The sequence below is a fragment of the Dyella sp. genome, from assembly GCF_035685805.1.
Classification (GTDB): Bacteria; Pseudomonadota; Gammaproteobacteria; order Xanthomonadales; family Rhodanobacteraceae; genus Dyella_A.
The window spans coordinates 40,826-59,562 of the sequence record NZ_DASSAB010000034.1 but is presented as its reverse complement, the minus strand read 5'-3'; the positions used below and the strand labels follow the sequence as shown (position 1 = coordinate 59,562).

The window sequence follows — 18,737 nt, the reverse complement described above, 5'->3', positions numbered from 1 at the left end:
AGGCCGCAGCGTCCGCGACGGCGTCAGCCGGGCCGGCGTGCGCCGAGCAGGATCAGCACTTCCTGCGCACTGCGGATGCGCTCGGTGGCGCCGGGCAGGTCCAGCGTGATCTTCAGCTTGTCCTGGCCGTCCAGCTTGTAGACGCGTGGCAGGCTCTGGATCAGCTTGATGATCAGCAGCGGATCGACCTCGGGATTCTCGCGGAACAGGATGCGCCCGCCGTTGGGGCCGAAGTCCAGCTTGCGGATGCCCAGCGGCGTGGCCATCAGCTTGAGCGTGGCCACCGCGAACAGGGTCTTGGTCGGCTCCGGCAGCAGCCCGAAACGGTCGATCATCTCCACCTGCAGGTCGCGCAGGTGCTCGTCGCTCTTGGCGCTGGCGATGCGCTTGTACAGCGTCAGGCGCGCATGCACGTCGGGCAGGTAGTCGTCCGGAATCAGTGCCGGCAGGTGCAGCTCCACCTCGGTCTCGTGCTCGGAGCTCAAGTCGAAGTCCGGCACCTTGCCGCTCTTCAGCGCGCGCACGGCGCGGTCCAGCAGCTCGGTGTACAGGCCGAAGCCGATCTCCTGGATCTGGCCGGACTGCTCGTCGCCCAGCAGCTCGCCCGCACCGCGGATTTCCAGGTCGTGGGTGGCCAGGGTGAAGCCGGCGCCGAGCTCCTCCAGCGAGGCCAGCGCTTCCAGGCGCTTCTCGGCATCGGCGGTCATCGACTTGCGGTCCGGCACCACCAGGTAGGCATAGGCGCGGTGGTGCGAGCGGCCGACACGGCCGCGCAGCTGGTGCAGCTGGGCCAGGCCGAAGCGGTCGGCGCGGTTGATGATGATGGTGTTGGCCGTCGGGATGTCGATGCCGGTCTCGATGATCGTGGTGCACACCAGCACGTTGAAGCGCTGGCGATGGAAGTCCGCCATCACGCTTTCCAGTTCGCGCTCGGGCATCTGGCCGTGGGCGATGCCGATGCGCGCCTCGGGTATCAGCTCTTCGAGTTCGCGCCGGGTGCGCTCGATCGAGTCCACCTCGTTGTGCAGGAAGTACACCTGGCCGCCGCGCGAGAGTTCGCGCTGGAACGCCTCGCGGATGGTCGCCGGATCCCACGCCGCCACGAACGTGCGCACGGCCATGCGGTGCGCGGGCGGGGTGGTGATCAGCGACAGGTCGCGCAGGCCGGCCATCGCCATGTTGAGCGTGCGCGGGATCGGCGTGGCGGTCATGGTCAGGAGGTCGACCTCGGCGCGCAGCTTCTTCAGCTGCTCCTTCTGGCGCACGCCGAAGCGCTGCTCCTCGTCGACCACCACCAGGCCCAGGTTCTTGAACTTGATGTCCGGCTGCAGCAGCTTGTGCGTGCCCACGATCACGTCAATCTCGCCCGCTTCGAGCTTCTTCAGCGCCGCGTTGACGTCCTTGCTGGAGCGAAAGCGCGAGAGCACGTCCACCTTCACCGGCCAGTCGGCAAAGCGGTCGGCGAAGTTGCGGTAGTGCTGCTGGGCGAGCAGGGTAGTCGGCACCAGCACGGCGACCTGTTTGCCCGCGGTGGCGGCGGCGAAGGCGGCACGCAGGGCCACCTCGGTCTTGCCGAAACCGACGTCGCCGCAGATCACCCGGTCCATCGCGCGCGGTGCGGCCAGGTCGCCCAGCACCGCGTCGATCGCCTGCTCCTGATCGGGGGTTTCCTCGAACGGGAAGCTGGCACCGAATTCCTCCACCATCTGCCGGTCGATCGCCAGCGACTGGCCGCCGCGCGCCTCGCGCTGGGCGTAGATCGCCAGCAGCTCGGCGGCCACGTCGCGCACTTTCTCCGCGGCCTTCTTGCGCGCACGCTCCCAGGCGTCGCCGCCCAGCGAATGCAGCGGCGCCAGCTCCGGCGCGGTGCCGGAGTAGCGGCTGACCAGGCCCAGCTGCGCCACCGGCACGTAGAGCTTGTCGCCCTTGGCGTACTCGATGATCAGGAACTCGCCCTGCATGCCGCCGAGCTCCATCGACTCCAGGCCCTGATAGCGGCCCACGCCGTGGTCCACGTGCACGATCGGCGAGCCCACCGACAGCTCGGTGAGGTCGCGGATGATGGTGTCCGGATCGCGCGCCTGGCCGCGCCGGCGCTTGCGCTCGCTGCGCACGCGCTCGCCGAACAGCTCGCGCTCGGTCAGCACGGCCAGGGCCGGCTTGGCCAGCGCGAAGCCCTGCTCGAGCGGAGCCACGGTGATGGCGAAGCGCGTGGCGTCGGCGGCGACAAACGCCGGCCAGCTGTCGATCGCCTCGGGCTTCATCCCGGCGCCGGCCAGCTGCTCGGCCAGTGATTCGCGCCGGCCGGCCGAATCGGCGGCGATCAGCACGCGGCCTTTGTAGCTGGCCAGAAAATGCCTGAGCGAGGTGCCCGGTTCCTCGCCCTTGCGGTTCAGCGGCACCTCCGGTGCCGGCTGGGTCCCGCTGTCCACGCTGTGCTCGTGGCCTGTCGGCACGATCTCCACACGCAGGCGCTTGTTCCACTGCTCGCGCAGCTGCTCGGGCGACAGGTACAGCTCCGCCGGCGGCAGCACCGGGCGCTCAATGTCGTGGGCGCGCTGGTCGTAGCGCTCGGAGGTCTGCGCCCAGAACTGGTCCGAGGCTTCGCCGGCGCCTTCGCCCAGCACGAACAGGGCGTCGTCGGCGAGGTAATCGAACAGCGTGGCGGTCTGTTCGAAGAACAGCGGCAGGTAGTACTCGATGCCGCCGGGTGTCACGCCCTCCTTGATGTCCTGGTAGAGCGGGCAGCGGCGCACGTCGATCGGGAAGCGCTCGCGCAGCCGCACGCGGAAGTTCTTGGCCGCGTCGTCGGTCGAGGGAAACTCGCGCCCGGGCAGCAGTTCCACCTTCTCCACCGGCTGCTGCGATCGCTGGGTTTCCGGATCGAAGCTGCGGATCGACTCCACCTCGTCGTCGAACAGCTCGATGCGGTAGGGCTCGGCCGCACCCATCGGAAAGATGTCGATCAGCGCGCCGCGCACGGCGAAGTCGCCCGCTTCGGCGACCTGCGGCACGTAGCGGTAGCCGGCCGATTCCAGCCGGCGCTGTTCGGCCAGCAGGTCCAGCTTCTGGCCCTTGGCCAGCATCAGGCCGGCGCCGGTGATGTGGCTGCGCGGGGCGATCCGCTGCATCAGCGTGGCCACCGGCACTACCAGCACGCCGCGGGTCACCGAGGGCAGCCGGTACAGCGTGGCGATGCGCTGGGAGACGATGTCCGAGTGCGGGCTGAAGATGTCGTAGGGCAGCGTTTCCCAGTCCGGGAAATGCAGCACCGGCAGGTTGCCGGCAAACAGGCGCAGTTCGTCTTCCAGTGCGGAGGCACGCTGGGTGTCGCGGGTCACCGCCACCAGCAGGCCGCTGTGCGAGCGCGCCGCCTCGGCGATCAGCAGTGCCCGGGCGGAGCCGTGCGGCGGCGTCCAGTAGCGGCGCTGGCGGGGCGTGGTGGGCAGCGGGGGATGGGCGATCGGGGTGCTGGAAGCGGGCATGGACTGGCGCAGGGCTCGTCGACGCGCGGGAGGCGCGGGTAAAGCGTCCAAGTGTACCGCGGGCACCGTCACCGGCTGGCGGCGGCACTGTCGCAGCGACCAGCGGGCAGGCTGCGTCCGCAGGCCGCGTCGGCGACCGGAGGCGGCGTTGCCCCGCAGCCAGCGCCGCGGTTACAGCTTCAGCGAGATCTGGGCGGTGCCGGGTTCGTCGGTGGCGGCGCGACGCTGGAAGCCCAGTTCGCGGCAAAGCTCGAGCATGGGGCGGTTCTCCATCAGCACGTAGCCCCAGATCTCGTGCAGGCCACGGCGCCGGCAGTCGTCCACCAAGCGCTGCATCAACAGGGCGCCGAGGCCCAGTCGTGCCCAGTCGTGCTCCACCAGCACGGAAAACTCGGCGCTGTTGGCCGCCTCGTCCACATAGATGCGGCCCACGCCGCGCATCTCGTGCGGCTCGACCGTGGTGTCCATCAGCACCAGCGCGGTTTCCAGCGCGGGGCGGATCTGGCACAGGCGCTGCGCCATCGGCTCGGGCAGCTCGGACATCGAGTGCAGGAACCGGCGACGGATGTCCTCCGGCGAGAGCCGCGCGAAACAACGCTGCAGCGCGGCCACGTCGGTCGGCTCGATGCTGCGCAGGAGCAGGCCGCGGCCGTCGCGGGTGCTGACCCGCTCGCCCGCATCGTCCACCGGGCCGCGATCAGCGGCAGGCAGCGGCCGGGGCGCGAAACGATCGCTGCTGCGCGGCGGGATCGGGCGGTGCGTGACGAGCGGATCGGGGAGGGGAGCAAGCATGGCGTTCATTCCCATACTCTAGCGTATCTACCGCACTGCAACATTAACAGCCTGAGCCATTGCCAACCCGTCCCGGCTGTTCGTGCCGCGCTGCGGCAATCTGCCCGCTCGCAGCGCATGGCATCATCGCCGCTTCCCCGCCGCCCATCGAAGGAGCACCCATGGCGCAGACGCTCGGCCTGGTCACCCTGCTGGTAAACGACTACGACGAAGCGATCGACTGGTTCACCCGCATCGCCGGTTTCTGCCTGCGGGAGGATACGCCGCAGGGCAGTGGCAAGCGCTGGGTAGTGGTCACCCCACCGGGCAGCGACGGTGCCGGCCTGCTGCTGGCGCGGGCTGTCGGTGCGGAACAAGCGGCCGCGGTTGGACGCCAGGGCGGCGGGCGCGTGCTGTTGTTCCTGCATACCGACGACTTCCATGCCGACCATGCGCGGATGGTGCAGGCGGGCGTGCGCTTCCGTGAAGCGCCGCGCGAGGAGCCCTACGCCACCGTGGCGGTATTCGAGGACCTGTACGGCAACCCGTGGGACCTGCTCCAGCCGAAGTGATCTCGCTGCGTCAGTCGGTGAGGTCGGGCTCGAAGAAGCTCCAGCGGATGTCTTCGAACTCGGCCTTCATCGCCGCCTCGACCGTGTTGATCGCTTCGATCAGGCCACGGTCGGAGCTGGTCGGTTCCATCCTGGCCTTCACCGCCACCATCACGTCCGGGCCCATCTGCAGGGTGATGAGGTTGAGCACATCGGCCACCTCCGGCCGGCTCTTGAGAAACGTGAGCAGCTCGGCGCGGCGACGTGGCTCCACGCCCTGGCCGATCAGCAGCGCCTTCACCTCCACCGCCAGCAGCACGGCGACCACCAGCAGCAGCACGCCAATGGCGAGCGTGCCGATGGCGTCGTACATCAGATTGCCGGTGAGCATGGTCGCGCCGATCGCCAGCGCCGCCAGGCACAGGCCGAGCAGGGCGGCGAGGTCTTCGCCGAAGATCACCAGCAGCTCGCTGGAGCGCGTCTGGCGGAACCACGTCCACAGCGGCTGGTCGCCGCGGGCCTTGTTCACCTCCTGCATGCAGCCGCGCATCGAGATGCCCTCGGCGACGATGCCGAACACCAGCACGCCCAGCGCCAGCCACGGCCACTTGAGCGGCTCCGGGTGGCCAAGCTTGTGCACGCCCTCGTAGACCGAAAACATGCCGCCCACGCTGAACAGCAGGATCGCGACGAGGAACGACCAGAAGTACATCGCGCGGCCCCAGCCGAGCGGGAATTCATCGGAGGGAGGCCGCTTGGTCTGCCGGATGCCCAGCAGCAGCAGGCCCTGGTTGCCGCAGTCGGCCAGCGAATGCACCGCCTCGGCAAGCATGGCGCCGGAGCCGGTCATCAACGCGGCGACCAGCTTGGCAAGGAAGATCGCAAAGTTCGCGCCGAGCGCGAGGAAGATCGCCTTCAGCGAATTGGCGTGGCCGGACATGCGCGGTGTTCCATCACGGATCGGGCCGCACAGTGTAGTGGCGTCGCAGCTCCTTGCGACCGGCCGCGCTTCAGCGGATGCCCACGCCAAGGCCCACGCCGAAGTGCACGTTGCTGTGGCCCGATCGCATTTCCTCGGCGGTCCACGCGTGCGCCTGGTCGACCTGGACCAGCGGGAACACGTAGTCGGCCGCGCCGACCCGGCCGGCGCGGCTGCCGTCGAGCTTGCCGCTGACGGTGATCAGCGCGCCATCGGGGTAGGCCATCGGCTCGACGAAGCCCTTGATCACCGCGATGAAACGGCCGTTGCCGGAGTCGCTCACCTTCGGCCGCTGCGACTTGTCCAGCGGATACGCGAGCACCTCGATCTCGCTGTGGTCGGCGAGGTTGTTGACCGCCACAACGCGGCCGCCCCAGATCACGCTGCCGTTGGCAAAGCGCTCCGGACTGCGCGCCACCTCGAACGGCACCGCCGCCACGGCGTCGGTGCTGGGCTTGTAGATGGGCGCCGGGGCGCAGGCGGCGAGCGCGAGCATGGCGGCGGGGGCGAGCAACGGGGCGAGGAAGCGGACAGGGCGCATGGCAGAACTCCTGGGCGACGCGGCATGGCAGGGCGGCGCGAGCACGATTACCAACATCCTGATCGCTCGGCCGTGAAGGCCGCAGCGGCCTGCCGGGAGCGCAGGTTAGCGCGGTCGGGGTGAACGCGGTGGTGCCCGGCGTGCGGCAGGGGCGGCGGTAGCCGGCTCGGCGCTGTCGTTGGCCAGCCACTCCAGCTTCCATTCCGCCGGCCGGCCCTGGCCGAGCAGGCGTGCCAGGGCGCGGAGCGGCTCGCGCAGGGTCGCGTCGAGATTCCACGGGGCGTTCAGCACCACCATCCCCGAGCCGTTGAGCCGCAGCGGCGAGTCGTCCGGATGCACCAGCAGCTCCGCCCGCAGCACGCGCCGCGCGATGCCGTGCTGCAGCCCGCGCAGGAACGGCTGCACCTGGCTGCGCTGCTTGATCGGATACCACACCGCGTACATGCCCGTGGGCCAGCGCTCGATGGCGCCCTTGAGCGCCTGCTCGATCAGCCGGTACTCCGCTTCCTGCGCCTCGTACGGCGGGTCGATCAGCACCAGGCCGCGTTTTTCCTTCGGCGGCACCAGCGCCTTGAGCGCCTCGTAGCCGTTGCGGTGGTGCACGTGCACGCGGGCATCGTGATGAAACAGCTCGCGCAGTCGCGCGGCTTCCTCCGGATGCAGTTCGCACAACTGTGCGCTGTCGATCCCGCGCAGCGCGCGGGCCACCTGCAGCGGCGAGCCGGGGTAGAGCTTCAGGCCGTCCTCGTTGCCGGGCAGCGCGAGGATCGCATCGAGCCAGCGCCGCAGCAGCGGTGGCAGCGCGGAGGAGCTCGCGTCCGATGCGCCCAGGTCGGGAAACAGCAGCCGGTGGATGCCTTCCTTGTATTCGCCGGTCTTGCCCGCCTCGCGCCCGTCCAGCGCGTAGCAGCCGCTGCCGGCGTGGGTGTCGATGAACGCGAACGGCGTGGGCTTGGCCTGCAGCGCCTCGATCAGCGCCAGCAGCACGGTGTGCTTGAGTACGTCGGCGAAGTTGCCGGCGTGAAAGGCGTGGCGATAGTTCATGGCGGTCACGGCAGGCGGGGCCGGCCAGTATAGGGGAGCCGCCGCGGCGGCCCCGCGGCGGTCACTCCACCACGTTGTGGCTTTCGGCCGTGCCCAGCAACTCCGGCGCGGTGGCCTCGCCTTCGTGCCGGTGCAGCAGCGGATGGATGAACACCGCGCCGATGATCACCACCACGCCCACGTAGAACCACGCGTGCAGTTCGCGCTGCTCGCCCAGCAGCACGATCGCCAGCACGATCGAATAGACCGGCTCCAGGTTGGTCACCATCTGGATGCCGAACGCGCTCAGGTGCCGCAGCGCCACCAGCGCCAGCGCGAACGGCAGCAGCGTGCAGCCGAAGCTCAGCGCCAGCAGCATCCAGGTGTCGTGCAGGCTCGGCAGCATGAAGGCGCTGCCGGCATGCGGCATCAGTGGCGCCAGCGCGGTCAGGAACAGCGTGCCGGTGCCCAGCTCCAGGCAGGTGACGGTGAGCGGATCGCCGTGATCCACCAGCCGCTTGTTGAATGCCCCGAACAGCGCCACGAACAGCGCCGACAGCGCGCCCACCGCAATGCCGATACGCATGCCGTGCGGCACGCCGCCCACCACCATCGCCACGCCCGGCACCACCGCCACCGCAATCAGCAGCTCGCGGGTGTCGAACCGGCGCCGGGCGATCCACGGTTCGATGAAAGACAGGAACACCGGCCCCAGCGCAATGCAGGTGGCGCCCACCGAGGCATTGGAGAGCTTGATCGCGGCATAGAAGGTCAACCAGTGCAGCGACACCAACACGCCGATGCCCGCATAGGCCCAGCGCAACCGCGCCGGCATGGCGAGCAGCCCGCGCCAGACCCGCGGCACCAGCAGCAGCGCCACCGCCACCAGCAGCATCCGCCACCACACCAGCGGCAGCGCGGGCAGGGTGATCAGCTTGCCGAGGATCGCCGTGAACCCCCACAGCAGCACGCAGAAGTGGATCTGCAGACGGGCCTTGCTGATCGGTGCCATGACAGGGGATCGGAGCGGAGAAGGGCGCCATTCTAGCGGCGCCTCCGGCTATTTCCCGGCGTGCGTCGGCTCCGGCTTGCCCTCGCTGCGCAGCTTGCCCAGCACCGTGCGGCAGGTGTTGCCCGACTCGTCGTGATCGGGCGACACCAGCGCCAGCAGCGCTGCCGCCGGTGCGGCCACCGCGCCCAGCGCCACCGCACCGGCGGCACGCAATGCCAGCGGCCCGGCATGCACGCCCACGTCGGGGTTCTTCAGCGTGCCGCGCACGTACAGCGGCGAGCGCAGCGACAGGATGCGCAGACCCTTGGTCTGCGGCTTTACGTCGAGATCAAGCTTCTCCGTGCCCAGGTCGACGGTGCCGTCCACGGTGATCCGCGCATCGGTGGTGTCGAACACGAACAGCTGGGTGGAGAACACGCCGTCTTTGGCCGCAAAGTCGCTGGCGGCGCAGTTGATCTGCACGGTCTTGTCGCCGAACAGTTTGCGGATGACGACATTGCCGAGGTTGAGGCCGGCCGTTTCCAGCAGCGTCTTGCTGATCGCGCCGTCGTTCATCAGCAGCTTCAGCTCGCCGTCGGCGCTGCCGAGCAGTGCGGCCACCGAGTTGCCGCTCGCGTCCAGGTCGGTGTCGCCGTTGATCTCGCCGAGGCTGGTGCGCATCGGCTCGAAGGTGGGGAACATCTTCTTCAGCTGCAGGTGTCGCGCGTGCAGCTGGATCGATCCGCGCATCGGCTCGCGGCTGCCGTCCAGGCGCAGCGCTCCGCGCACGTGGCCGTCGGCCAGGCCGAACTGCAGCGGGTCCAGGTGCAGCAGGCCGTCGTCCATGGTCACGTGGGTGTCGAGCGAGTCGATCGGCAGCGCCTTGACGTGCGCGATGTGCGCCGCCTTGAAGCTCACGTCGGCATCCATGGCCTTCCAGCGATCCGTGCGGAACGGTTCGACCGGCAGGACCTGGCCCGGTGGTGGCGCGGGGCCGTCGTCCTGCGCGGTCTTGTCGTCATCGCCATGGACGCCGATCAGCGGTGCCAGGTCGCCGAACTCCAGCCGCTGCGAGTGCAGGTTGCCGCTGAGCTTGGGGCGTGCGCTGCCGGTGACGAACAGCAGGTCACCGTACAGGTCGCTGTCGCCCACGCGGCCGTGAAAGTCGCGATAGCTGAAGCGGTTCGCGTCCTTGTCCAGCGTCGCCTGCAGGCGGCCGCCGGTGGCATACGGGCGGGTGTCCGGCAGGGTTACCCCGATCAGCGGATAAAGCCTGGCCATGCTGGAGCCGGCGAACCACAGGCGCAGGTCCAGCGCGCCCAGGTGCAGCGGATCGGTGAGTGTGCCAACCAGCCCGATGTGGGTGTCGCCGACCCGCACCCGCGCCTGCACCGGGAACGGCTCGTTGTCGCGCTGCAGTGCGAGCACGGCGCCGATGCGACCGGTACCGTCCACCGGCACGCCCTGATAGCTGCCGCTGGCTTTCCACTGGAACTGGTAGCGCGTGTCGCGGGCAGCGACGCGCGTGCGGTCGGGTTCGACACGGCCGGTGGATGCCGCTTTCGCCGGCTGCGCCTGCGCGTCGTCGCCGTCGCCCCCGCGGGCCACGGCCTTGCCGGCCGCGGCGCCGGCGCTCTTGCGCGCCTGTGCCCGGGCGTCCTGTTCGGTGGCGGCGACCATCTGCGCGTAGGGAATGGCCTGCTGCAGCGGCGTGATCGCGATCGTCACATCCGCCTTGCGCGGGGCGTCGTCGTAGCGGATCCGGCCGCGGTCGAAGCCGATGTCGCCCAGCTGCAGCGACCAGCGCGATGGCGTATCGCCCTTGCCCACGGTGAAGGTCCAGTTGTTGCGGGTGGGCCGATCCCGCTCCAGGTTCACGCTCGGCTGCACCAGCTGAAACGAGGGCACCACGATGCGGTGTGCCAGCAGCGGCAGCGGCGACAGCCGGAAGCGCAGCGCGTCCAGGTGGGCGAACCGCGGTGCCTCGGCCCAGTCCGGGTTGGCCACCACGATGTCGCGCGCCGTGAACTGCGGCCACGGCAGTACGGCGGCGAGGCCATGGCCCGTGTGGTCAGTTGTCCACGCCACGGAGAGATCACCGCGGATGGCGAAGGAGCGGCCGATCGCCTGGCTGACCTTGTCGTTGATGAACGGCTTGATCCGGTTCCAGTCGAAGAAGATCACCACCAGCACCAGCAGCGTGACCAGCGCGAGCAGCACGCCGCCGATCCAGGTCGCGATTTTCCCGCTGCGTTTCATCCATTTCCTCCGGCCATTGACGGTGTGGCACCGCCGTGGGGGCGAGCGCTCCGTACCGGCATACCCGCCGGGGCGGCAAGATTCCGTGCTCGCCGCGTGTTTGCCGCAGCGGCGATTCATCGCCGCCGGGCGCGGCGTGGGCTCACGGCGTCGCCGCGGCCTTCCAGTAGCCGGTGGCCTTGACGTGCTCTTTCGGCACGCCCTGATCGGCCAGGGCCTCGCGCATGCGGCGCGCGCGCTCGGACTCGGCCGCGATCCAGTAGAACGTATCGCCCGGCGGCGGCGTCCAGGCGGCGAGCGCGTCCTCCAGCAAGGTGCTTTCGGCCGGCGCCACGCCGCTGCGCTCGAGCCAGGTCAGCGCGAACTCGGTGCGCGAGGTGAGCGGCTGGCGTTCGTAGCGGTCGGCGATCTCCACGAACACCCAGGCCGAGGTGCCGGCGGGCATCTCGTCCAGTCGGCGGGCGATCGCGGGCAGCGCGCTTTCGTCGCCGGCCAGCAGGTAGGCGTCGAAATCGTCGGCGATGATCGTCGAGCCGCGCGGTCCGCCGGCGCCGATCTGCTGCCCGGGTGCGGCCTGCGCGGCCCAGCGGGCGGCCGGGCCGTCGCCATGCAGCACGAAGTCGATGGTCAGCTCGTGGGTCTGCGGGTCGTAGTGCCGCGGCGTGTAGTCGCGCATCGGCGAATAGTCCACGCCGGGCACGCGCTCGAGCCCGTTGGGCCCCATCTCGGGCCGCACGATGGCGCCTGCGGCGTTGGGGAAGAACAGCTTCACGTGGTCGTCGGCAGCGGCGGTGACGAAGTGGCGCAGCGACTCACCACCAAACACCACGCGGCGCATCTGCGGGGTCAGCGTTTCCACGCGCAGCACTTCGAGCGTGCGGGCAACCAGCGGGTGGCGAATCGTCCGGTGGACATGGTCGGTCATGGTGTCTCCTTCGGCGGGGCGGGCACGGGTCCGGGTGCCGCGAAGCGGCGTGCGCATCGGCGCGGGCAGACCGAGCCCGGCGGGCCGTCGTGGCGGCTGCGGCGTGACGGCGGGTCACCATCACACCGCAGCGCAGGTCGGCGCGGCGTCGACGCCGGCGTCGGCTCAGCCGTCGCCGGCGTGTCCGCTGGCGATCTCGGTGGCTGCCCGCTCGAGGATCTTCGCCACCCGCTGTCCTTCGGCGCGGGTCCAGTCGGTGCCGCGCATCAGCAGGGCGTGCTTGAGTGCGTGCATGGCCTTGTGCACGCTCGCCGGCATCGCGGCGCGCGCCGCCATGCGCGCGCTACGGCGGGTCTGCTCCATCACCGCTTCCACCGCTTCGCGGTTTTCGTCGAGATAAGCGCGGCCGGCCTCGGTGATGGCGTAGCTCTTGCGCCCGCCCGCTTCCGGCTGCACCACCGCGTGGCCCATCTCCTCGAGCATGGTCAGGGTGGGGTAGATCGCGCCCGGGCTGGGGGAGTATTCGCCGTTGAACATGTCCTCGATGATCCGGATCAGCTCGTAGCCGTGGCGCGCCTGCTGTTCGATCAGGGCCAGCAACAGCAGGCGCAGGTCGCCGTGACCGAACATCCGGCCGCCGCCGCCGTGACGCCCGCCGCGCAGTCCGCCCAAGTCGACGGGATCACCGCCGCGCGCAGGACCGAAGCCGCCACGGCGGCCGCGGCCGATGCCGTGCATGCGCTCGTGCAGGGCGTGGCGGAATGCCGCGAACCGCTGTCCCGCTTCTGTCGGCGAACAGCGGCGGCCCTCGTGCGTCTCGTCACCGGACATGTCGTGAACCGGCATGTCGTGGCGGCCGCGGTGTCCACCGCAGCCCGTCCAGGGGCCGCCGGCAAGGCGGTGGTGATGTCTCATGATGTATCTCCGATATATCGCAATTGACGACGCTACGATATATCGCAAGAATATCGCAAGACAAGCCATCCCGACTGCCGAGGCCGCACCGCGGCACAGTCGCCTCCCATCGATGAAGCGGATCGAGCGCAGTGCCCGTGGCATGCTGCGGCCTCGCACGGACCGCAGAGGAACGCCCATGCCACGCCCTCCTGGCTCCCCCCGACGCGCTGGCGGCCCGCACCAGCCGCCGCCCGTGCAGAGCCTGCGCGAACGCTTCGCCGCGCTGCGCAACCTGCCGCCGTTCCTGCGCAGCATCTGGGCCACCAGCCGCTGGCTGACCGTGTCCAGCGTGCTGTTGCGGCTGACCCGCGCGCTGCTGCCGGTAGCCACGTTGTACGTGGGCAAGCTGATCATCGACGAGGTGGTGAGACTGGTCGGGCTGGGCGGTCGCCACGGCGACCTGGCCGGCTGGCTGCACAGCGGCGAGCTCGATCACCTGTGGCTGTTGCTGGCGCTGGAGCTCGCCCTGGCGGTGCTGGCCGACATCCTCGGCCGGGTGGTGTCGATGATCGACTCGCTGCTGGGCGAGCTGTACGCCAACAGCACCTCGATCCGGCTGATGGAGCACGCCGCTTCGCTCGACCTGGAGGATTTCGAGGACGCCGACCTGCAGGACCGGCTCGACCGCGCGCGTCGCCAGGTCGCCGGGCGCAGCTCGCTGCTGTCGCAGCTGCTGCAGCAGGCGCAGGACATCGTCACCATCGCCAGCTTCGCGGTGGGGCTGGCGGTGTATGCGCCGTGGCTGATCGTGCTGCTGGCGGTGGCGCTGGTGCCCGCGTTCCTGGGCGAGTTCCATTTCAACGCGCAGAGCTACGCGGTGAACTACGAGTGGACGCCGGAGCGGCGCGAGCTGGACTACCTGCGCATGGTCGGCGCCAGCGCGTCCAACGCGAAGGAGGTGAAGAGCTTCGGCCTCAACCCGTTCCTGATCGAGCGCTACCGCGTGCTGTCGCAGTCGATCTACCGCGCCAACCGCAAGATCGCGCTGCGCCGCGCCAGCTGGGGCGGCCTGTTCACCACGGTCGGCACGCTCGGCTACTACGCCGCCTACGCGATTATCGCCTGGCGTACCGTGCGCGGCGACTTCAGCATCGGCGACCTGACCTTCCTGTCCGCGTCGTTCCGACGCCTGCGCACGCTGCTGGAGACGCTGCTGGTGGGCTTCTCGCAGGTGGCCGGGCAGGCGCTGTACCTGGACGACCTGTTCTCGTTCTTCCGCATCCAGCCGGAGATCCTCTCGCCGGCCAACCCGCGACCGTTTCCGCAGCCGATGCGCGAGGGCTTCGTGTTCGAGGACGTGGGCTTCCGCTATCCCGACGCCGAACGCTGGGCGGTGCGCCACCTGAGCTTCACCCTGCGTGCCGGCGAAGTGCTGGCGCTGGTGGGCGAGAACGGTGCCGGCAAGACCACCCTGGTGAAGCTGCTCTCGCGCCTGTACGACCCGGACGAGGGCCGCATCCTGCTCGACGGCCACCCGCTTCACGAGTACGACCTGGACGAGCTGCGGCTGAATATCGGGGTGATCTTCCAGGACTTCGTGCGCTACTACTTCAACGCCTCGGACAACATCGCGGTGGGGCGCATCGAGGCGCGCGGGGACGAGGCGCGGATCGCCGACGCCGCCCGCCGCAGCATGGCCGATGAAGTCATCGCCAGGCTGCCGAAGGGCTACGCGCAGATGCTCGGCAAGCTGTTCAAGGGCGGGGTGGAGCTGTCCGGGGGCGAGTGGCAGAAGGTCGCCATCGCCCGCGCCTACATGCGCGACGCGCCGCTGCTGATCCTGGACGAGCCGACCGCGGCGCTCGATGCTCGCTCCGAGTACGAGGTGTTTCAGCGCTTCAAGGAGCTGTCGCACGGCAAGACCGCGGTGATCATCTCGCACCGCTTCTCCACCGTGCGCATGGCCGACCGGATCATCGTGCTCGACGGTGGCCGCATCGAAGAGGTGGGCACGCATGCCGAGCTGGTCGCCGCCGGCGGACACTACGCCGAACTGTTCGAGTTGCAGGCGGCCGGCTACCGCTGAGTGCCACCGCCCCTGACGCGGCCTTGACTCAAGTTATGCTCGGGCGGACCGACAACCGCATGTCCACCGCCCGACGGATCCAGGTCGGCCCTGGACCGGCCACGGTCGGCAGCATCCCGCTTTCCCGTGAAGCGGCATGTCGATGCACCAGCCGTTGCGCCGCGATTCTCTGGGGGTGATCCGATGCTGTCCGTGCTTGTGCCGCTGAAAAGCCGTATCCAGTCGCTGGCCCTGCGCTTTGCCGCGCAGTTGCCCGAGCGTTTCGTGCTCGATCCGCGCGAGCGCGTTCGCGTGGGCGAGCACGACACGCCGGTGCTGCGCAACGGCACCACCGTGCTGAACCTCAACTTCGGCGTGCCGGATCGGTTCACCCAGCAATCGGGTGCCACCGCCACGCTGTTCGCACGCAAGGGCGACGACTTCATCCGCATCACCACCTCGGTGAAGAAAAAGGACGGCGGCCGCGCCGTCGGCACCTTGCTGGATCGCTCGCATCCGGCCTGGACCGAACTGCTGGCGGGGCAGGCGTTCACCGGCTACGCCACCATCTTCGGCACCCAGTTCATGACCCGCTACGACCCCATCGCCGATGGCGGCGGGCAGGTGATCGGTGCCCGCTACGTGGGCCTGGACGTGAGCGCCATGCGCAGCGTCGGCATGCCGCTGCGCGTGGGCCTGACCACCGCCGTGCTCAACGCAGCGGTGTGGACGGCGCTCTGGCTGGCGTTGCCGCGGGCTGTCACCGCTGCGGCGATGCCGCTGTTCGCCGGGCTGGGCGCGGCGTCCAGCGTGGGCGTGGCGGCGCTGGTATACCTGCTGGTCCATCGCAACATCAGCGCACCGATGAGCGAGTGCAAGGCCGCCGCCGGCAAGATCGCCGCGGGCGACCTCAGCGCCCAGGTGCCGGTGGCCCGGCGTGACGACATCGGCCAGCTGCTGCAGGCCATCAACGGCATCAGCGTGGGCCTGGCCGACGTGGTCATGCAGGTGCGCCACTCCAGCGACGACATCCACACCGCCACCGGCCAGATTGCCGCCGGCACCGCCGACCTTTCCCACCGAACCCAGGATCAGGCCGCCTCGCTGGAGGAAACCGCCGCCGCGATGGAGCAGCTCACCGCGACCGTGCGCCAGAACGCGGCGCATGCGCGCGAGGCCGATCAGCTCACCGCTTCGGCCACGCTGCTGGCGCGCGAGGGCGGCGAGATCGTGGCGCAGGTCGTCACCACCATGGGCGAGATCAAGGCCAGTTCCCGTCGCATCGAAGACATTGCCGGCATGATCGACGGCATCGCGTTCCAGACCAACATCCTGGCGCTCAACGCGGCGGTCGAGGCGGCGCGCGCGGGTGAGCACGGCCGCGGGTTCTCGGTGGTCGCCAGCGAGGTCCGCGGCCTGGCCCAGCGCGCCGCCGCCGCGGCCAGGGAGATCAAGGAGCTGATCGGCAGTGCGGTGGCCACCGTGGATGCCGGCACCGTGCTGGTGGACAGCGCCGGCGACACCACGCGCCGGATCGCCGTGGCGATCGAGCGCTCGGCCCAGCTGATGAGCGAGATCTCCGCGGCCAGCGACGAGCAGAGCAAGGGCATCGAGGAGGTTGGCTCCGCCGTGGCCCAGATGGACGAGGCCACCCAGAGCAATGCCGCGCTGGTGGAAGAATCCGAGGCCGCCGCCCGCAGCCTGCAGGAACAGGCCGAGCGCATGCGTGCGGTGGTGGCGACGTTCCGCACCGCCGACCAGGTGGCGCGCGCCGGCCGGTAGCCGGCGTCGGCTGGATAGCCAGGCGTGTACGGGTCGCGCAACCCGCTGCCCGCAGGCGGAGCGCTAAGGAAACGAAAGTGCCCGGGCACGGTCACCGCGCGTTCTTCCGTTTTCGCGCTGGCGGGGGAAGGCGGCTTCTCATGTGCTACCCACGCCCGTTGTGACGAGCTGGCCGGCCGCGTTTCCGTGGATCGTGCGTTCGCCCCCATGTTTCCGCCGCACCAGGCGCTGCGTTCCATAGCCGCCGGCGACAGCACGCGGTTGGCCTCGCAACCACATGCCCCCCGAAGCCATCCCCGACATGGAATCAGCGCGCCACCGCGCGCCGTCTGCGGGTGATCCGCGTCCGCTTACTTCCCTGCCACCGGCCGAGTCGGGACCGTGATGCTGCACAGGTCGATCTTGCCGGCAGGCCGGGTGTAGAACGCATCGCGGCGGTTGCGCTTGGCTTCGACCAGGGCGGCGAAGCTGGGGCTGTCGGTGCGCAGGATCTCCACCGCGGGACGCTGGGCGGGTGGCAGGTCGGCGGCCACGGTCACGGTGCGAATCGGCAGCCGCTCGGCCGGCTTGGCATAGAAGCCCAGCGGACCGGTACCGCGCGGCAGTGCCGCCAGCAGCTCGGTGCCTTCGATCACCCGCCCGGCGATGGCCAGGTTGCGGTCCAGGCCGCGCGGCGCCTGGCCGATCACCATGTACAGCGAGCTGCCGCTGCCGGTCTCCGGCCCCACATCCCGCGCCACGCCGACCATGCCGTAGCAGTGGGTAAGCCATTCCTCACCGCTGGCCCGGTCGCGGGCAACCGGGAAGCCTTCGGAAAAGCCCACTTCCGGCGCGTACACGTCGCCATCGGGCAACGGCGTCCATTCCAGCTTGGGGTCGATCGGCCGCGTGTACTCCGGCGGCAGGGTCTTTTTCGCCTTGCCGAGCGGCTTCATCTTGCTGCGGTCGGCGTTGTCGTCGTCGTCGGGATCGCCCCACTGGGTGACGAAGTTGTCCTGCACGCGGATCACCGCCAGCCCGTCGAAATAATGCTCGCGCACCAGCGTGCGGATATTGGCCGCGTGCAGCGGCGTGAAATCCGGCGCCAGCTCAATCAGCACCCGTCCTGCGGGCAGCTGCATCACCAGCAGGTCACGAGGGTCGGGTGCGCGCCATTCCGCGGCCGTGGATTTGGCGAGGATCTCCTTCGCGGTCAGCGAAGGGGGCGGGGTGGCGTCGTCGGCGTGGAGGGCACTCGTGCCCAGCACGACAACGAGGGCAAAGGCGGCAAGACGACGGCGCATGGCGATTCCCGGGACAAGAGCAGAGCCGCAAGGTAGCAGAGGGAGCCCGCCCCGGCCCGGGATGCCGCATGGGCGGCGCTACGTCGGCGCGCCGGCGCCGTGTTCATGCTTCGGATGGCGGATCAAGACGCGCCGACCGCCGCCTCCGCGGCCAGCAGGGCCCGGGTGAAGCTTTCGCGGCTGAACGGCTTGCTCAGGCGCACCGAGTGGGCCGGCGCCCGCGGTGCCACCTCCAGCGGATCGTTGAGCATGAGCACCACGGCCATGTGTGGGCTCCGTTTGGCAGCGTCTTCCAGGTAGATGCCCGCCTGGCTTTCGTCGGGCGCGGGCACGCAGGCCGCCAGCAGATGGATCTGCGCGAAATCGGCGGCGAGGCGCGCAGCGCCGGCGTGGGTCGCGGCGGCCACGCAGTGGTAGCCGAAGCCGGCCAGCATGTCGTGGAGCGCCCCGGCGAGGTCCTGTTGCGGCTCGATCACCACGGCCACGCCGTTGCGTCGCAATCCGGGCATGTCGCCTCCTCGATTGAGTGTGCGGACGCACATGACCACGGTTCACTGCGGCCATGAGCTCGGTGATACATCCCCTTCACCGTAGCGCGGTAACAGTGAGGCTGGAGAAAAGGTCGCTGCCGGTTCCACACACTGTCCCGTCGCTAGTCGATGCGGCTGCGGAGGCTGGCGCGTTCCCGGAGATGGAAAGCCACGCATTGCCTCCGGCAGTTGCTGCCGGTGGATCCCTGCCAGCTGGCGCCCGGTAATTGTTCGTTATGTCTTTGGTGGTGTTGCAAGTGCCGTTTGAACGGCGTGTGGACGGCTCGTGGGTCGTGAACGTCAGGCATGGCGAAGACCGCCATTTCCGCACGCGTGTGGCCGGGCTCGCCTTTGCCGTGGAGGAAGCCAGGCGCCTGTCGCGGCGTGACGTGCCGGCGATCGTGAGCGTGGAAGGCGCCGACGGGCACTGGCGGGTGTTCGACACCGGGATGAAGCACTTCGCCGTCTGACGGTGCAGTCCGGTTTGGCTCCGGCTCCCGTGCAAGGGCAGGCCGGTCTCACGGCGCATGTCTTCACGACAGCTCGCCCGCGCAGCACGCCCGGCAGATGCCGCGCGTTGATCGCTGCGCGGCGCGTTCCATCTCGCAGGCATACGACTCGAACGTCTCCGCACCGCTCCCGCCGTTCCCCTGTC

Annotated in this window: 16 protein-coding genes; 5 read left to right on the top strand and 11 right to left on the bottom strand. The window is 69.7% G+C overall.

Going from position 1 to position 18,737, the window contains the following annotated elements:
- Positions 1–23 precede the first annotated feature (23 nt).
- Both mfd and VFG40_RS08180 read right to left on the bottom strand, forming a co-directional pair.
- Positions 24–3,485, bottom strand: a complete 3,462-nt coding sequence (gene mfd, locus VFG40_RS08185) for a transcription-repair coupling factor (RefSeq protein ID WP_324896811.1) — start codon at positions 3,483–3,485, stop codon at positions 24–26.
- A 171-nt stretch (positions 3,486–3,656) separates the two neighbouring features.
- Positions 3,657–4,277, bottom strand: a complete 621-nt coding sequence (locus VFG40_RS08180; protein ID WP_324896809.1) for a GNAT family N-acetyltransferase — start codon at positions 4,275–4,277, stop codon at positions 3,657–3,659.
- Positions 4,278–4,438: 161 nt separating this feature from the next.
- Here VFG40_RS08180 and VFG40_RS08175 point away from each other — a divergent pair, with 161 nt between their 5' ends.
- Positions 4,439–4,828 carry a VOC family protein gene (locus tag VFG40_RS08175; RefSeq protein WP_324896807.1) on the top strand — a complete coding sequence of 130 codons (390 nt, stop codon included), beginning with the start codon at positions 4,439–4,441 and terminating at the stop codon, positions 4,826–4,828.
- Positions 4,829–4,838: 10 nt separating this feature from the next.
- Here the strand turns inward: VFG40_RS08175 and VFG40_RS08170 are convergent, their stop codons facing one another.
- From VFG40_RS08170 to VFG40_RS08140, 7 genes are all read right to left on the bottom strand, one after another.
- Positions 4,839–5,747, bottom strand: a complete 909-nt coding sequence (locus VFG40_RS08170; protein ID WP_324896805.1) for a cation diffusion facilitator family transporter — start codon at positions 5,745–5,747, stop codon at positions 4,839–4,841.
- A 70-nt stretch (positions 5,748–5,817) separates the two neighbouring features.
- Complete coding sequence (locus VFG40_RS08165) at positions 5,818–6,327, bottom strand: Slp family lipoprotein (protein WP_324896803.1); 510 nt, start codon at positions 6,325–6,327, stop codon at positions 5,818–5,820.
- Positions 6,328–6,432: 105 nt separating this feature from the next.
- On the bottom strand, positions 6,433–7,371 hold the full coding sequence (locus tag VFG40_RS08160; protein WP_324896801.1) for a 23S rRNA (adenine(2030)-N(6))-methyltransferase RlmJ: 939 nt from the start codon (positions 7,369–7,371) through the stop codon (positions 6,433–6,435).
- 61 nt (positions 7,372–7,432) lie between these two features.
- Positions 7,433–8,362 carry a DMT family transporter gene (locus tag VFG40_RS08155; protein ID WP_324896799.1) on the bottom strand — a complete coding sequence of 310 codons (930 nt, stop codon included), beginning with the start codon at positions 8,360–8,362 and terminating at the stop codon, positions 7,433–7,435.
- A 48-nt stretch (positions 8,363–8,410) separates the two neighbouring features.
- Positions 8,411–10,600, bottom strand: a complete 2,190-nt coding sequence (locus tag VFG40_RS08150) for an AsmA family protein (RefSeq protein ID WP_324896797.1) — start codon at positions 10,598–10,600, stop codon at positions 8,411–8,413.
- Between the two features lie 142 nt (positions 10,601–10,742).
- On the bottom strand, positions 10,743–11,525 hold the full coding sequence (locus VFG40_RS08145) for a siderophore-interacting protein (RefSeq protein ID WP_324896795.1): 783 nt from the start codon (positions 11,523–11,525) through the stop codon (positions 10,743–10,745).
- 165 nt (positions 11,526–11,690) lie between these two features.
- The gene (locus VFG40_RS08140; RefSeq protein ID WP_324896793.1) at positions 11,691–12,155 is read right to left on the bottom strand and encodes a PadR family transcriptional regulator; all 465 of its coding nucleotides are present in this window, start codon (positions 12,153–12,155) and stop codon (positions 11,691–11,693) included.
- Between VFG40_RS08140 and VFG40_RS08135 the strand changes: the two genes are divergently transcribed.
- From VFG40_RS08135 to VFG40_RS17840, 3 genes are all read left to right on the top strand, one after another.
- Positions 12,144–12,467, top strand: coding sequence for a hypothetical protein (locus tag VFG40_RS08135; protein WP_324896791.1), 324 nt, complete (start codon positions 12,144–12,146; stop codon positions 12,465–12,467). The two genes, VFG40_RS08140 and VFG40_RS08135, sit on opposite strands and share 12 nt — an antisense overlap.
- A gap of 151 nt (positions 12,468–12,618) precedes the next feature.
- Positions 12,619–14,508 (top strand): ABC transporter ATP-binding protein, encoded by a 1,890-nt coding sequence (locus VFG40_RS08130; protein ID WP_324896789.1) that lies wholly within the window; start codon positions 12,619–12,621, stop codon positions 14,506–14,508.
- Between the two features lie 183 nt (positions 14,509–14,691).
- A complete protein-coding gene (locus VFG40_RS17840; protein ID WP_414649271.1) occupies positions 14,692–16,269 on the top strand; it encodes a methyl-accepting chemotaxis protein in 1,578 nt (525 codons plus the stop codon).
- 350 nt (positions 16,270–16,619) lie between these two features.
- Here VFG40_RS17840 and VFG40_RS08115 read toward each other — a convergent pair whose 3' ends face one another.
- Together VFG40_RS08115 and VFG40_RS08110 are read right to left on the bottom strand one after the other, a co-directional pair.
- Complete coding sequence (locus VFG40_RS08115) at positions 16,620–17,552, bottom strand: peptidylprolyl isomerase (protein WP_324896787.1); 933 nt, start codon at positions 17,550–17,552, stop codon at positions 16,620–16,622.
- Between the two features lie 122 nt (positions 17,553–17,674).
- A complete protein-coding gene (locus tag VFG40_RS08110) occupies positions 17,675–18,061 on the bottom strand; it encodes a hypothetical protein (protein ID WP_324896784.1) in 387 nt (128 codons plus the stop codon).
- A 257-nt stretch (positions 18,062–18,318) separates the two neighbouring features.
- On the opposite strand from VFG40_RS08110, the gene VFG40_RS08105 reads away from it, so the two are divergent.
- On the top strand, positions 18,319–18,552 hold the full coding sequence (locus tag VFG40_RS08105) for a DUF2188 domain-containing protein (protein WP_324896782.1): 234 nt from the start codon (positions 18,319–18,321) through the stop codon (positions 18,550–18,552).
- Positions 18,553–18,737 lie beyond the last annotated feature (185 nt).

Coding starts and splice junctions, on each gene's coding strand:
- mfd (WP_324896811.1), bottom strand. CDS start 3,485: ATGCCCGCTTCCAGCACCCCGATCGCCCATCCCCCGCTGCCCACCACG.
- VFG40_RS08160 (WP_324896801.1), bottom strand. CDS start 7,371: ATGAACTATCGCCACGCCTTTCACGCCGGCAACTTCGCCGACGTACTC.
- VFG40_RS08165 (WP_324896803.1), bottom strand. CDS start 6,327: ATGCGCCCTGTCCGCTTCCTCGCCCCGTTGCTCGCCCCCGCCGCCATG.
- VFG40_RS08180 (WP_324896809.1), bottom strand. CDS start 4,277: ATGCTTGCTCCCCTCCCCGATCCGCTCGTCACGCACCGCCCGATCCCG.
- VFG40_RS08170 (WP_324896805.1), bottom strand. CDS start 5,747: ATGTCCGGCCACGCCAATTCGCTGAAGGCGATCTTCCTCGCGCTCGGC.
- VFG40_RS08130 (WP_324896789.1), top strand. CDS start 12,619: ATGCCACGCCCTCCTGGCTCCCCCCGACGCGCTGGCGGCCCGCACCAG.
- VFG40_RS08145 (WP_324896795.1), bottom strand. CDS start 11,525: ATGACCGACCATGTCCACCGGACGATTCGCCACCCGCTGGTTGCCCGC.
- VFG40_RS08110 (WP_324896784.1), bottom strand. CDS start 18,061: ATGCCCGGATTGCGACGCAACGGCGTGGCCGTGGTGATCGAGCCGCAA.
- VFG40_RS08150 (WP_324896797.1), bottom strand. CDS start 10,600: ATGAAACGCAGCGGGAAAATCGCGACCTGGATCGGCGGCGTGCTGCTC.
- VFG40_RS17840 (WP_414649271.1), top strand. CDS start 14,692: ATGCTGTCCGTGCTTGTGCCGCTGAAAAGCCGTATCCAGTCGCTGGCC.
- VFG40_RS08105 (WP_324896782.1), top strand. CDS start 18,319: ATGTCTTTGGTGGTGTTGCAAGTGCCGTTTGAACGGCGTGTGGACGGC.
- VFG40_RS08140 (WP_324896793.1), bottom strand. CDS start 12,155: ATGTTCGGTCACGGCGACCTGCGCCTGCTGTTGCTGGCCCTGATCGAA.
- VFG40_RS08175 (WP_324896807.1), top strand. CDS start 4,439: ATGGCGCAGACGCTCGGCCTGGTCACCCTGCTGGTAAACGACTACGAC.
- VFG40_RS08115 (WP_324896787.1), bottom strand. CDS start 17,552: ATGCGCCGTCGTCTTGCCGCCTTTGCCCTCGTTGTCGTGCTGGGCACG.
- VFG40_RS08155 (WP_324896799.1), bottom strand. CDS start 8,362: ATGGCACCGATCAGCAAGGCCCGTCTGCAGATCCACTTCTGCGTGCTG.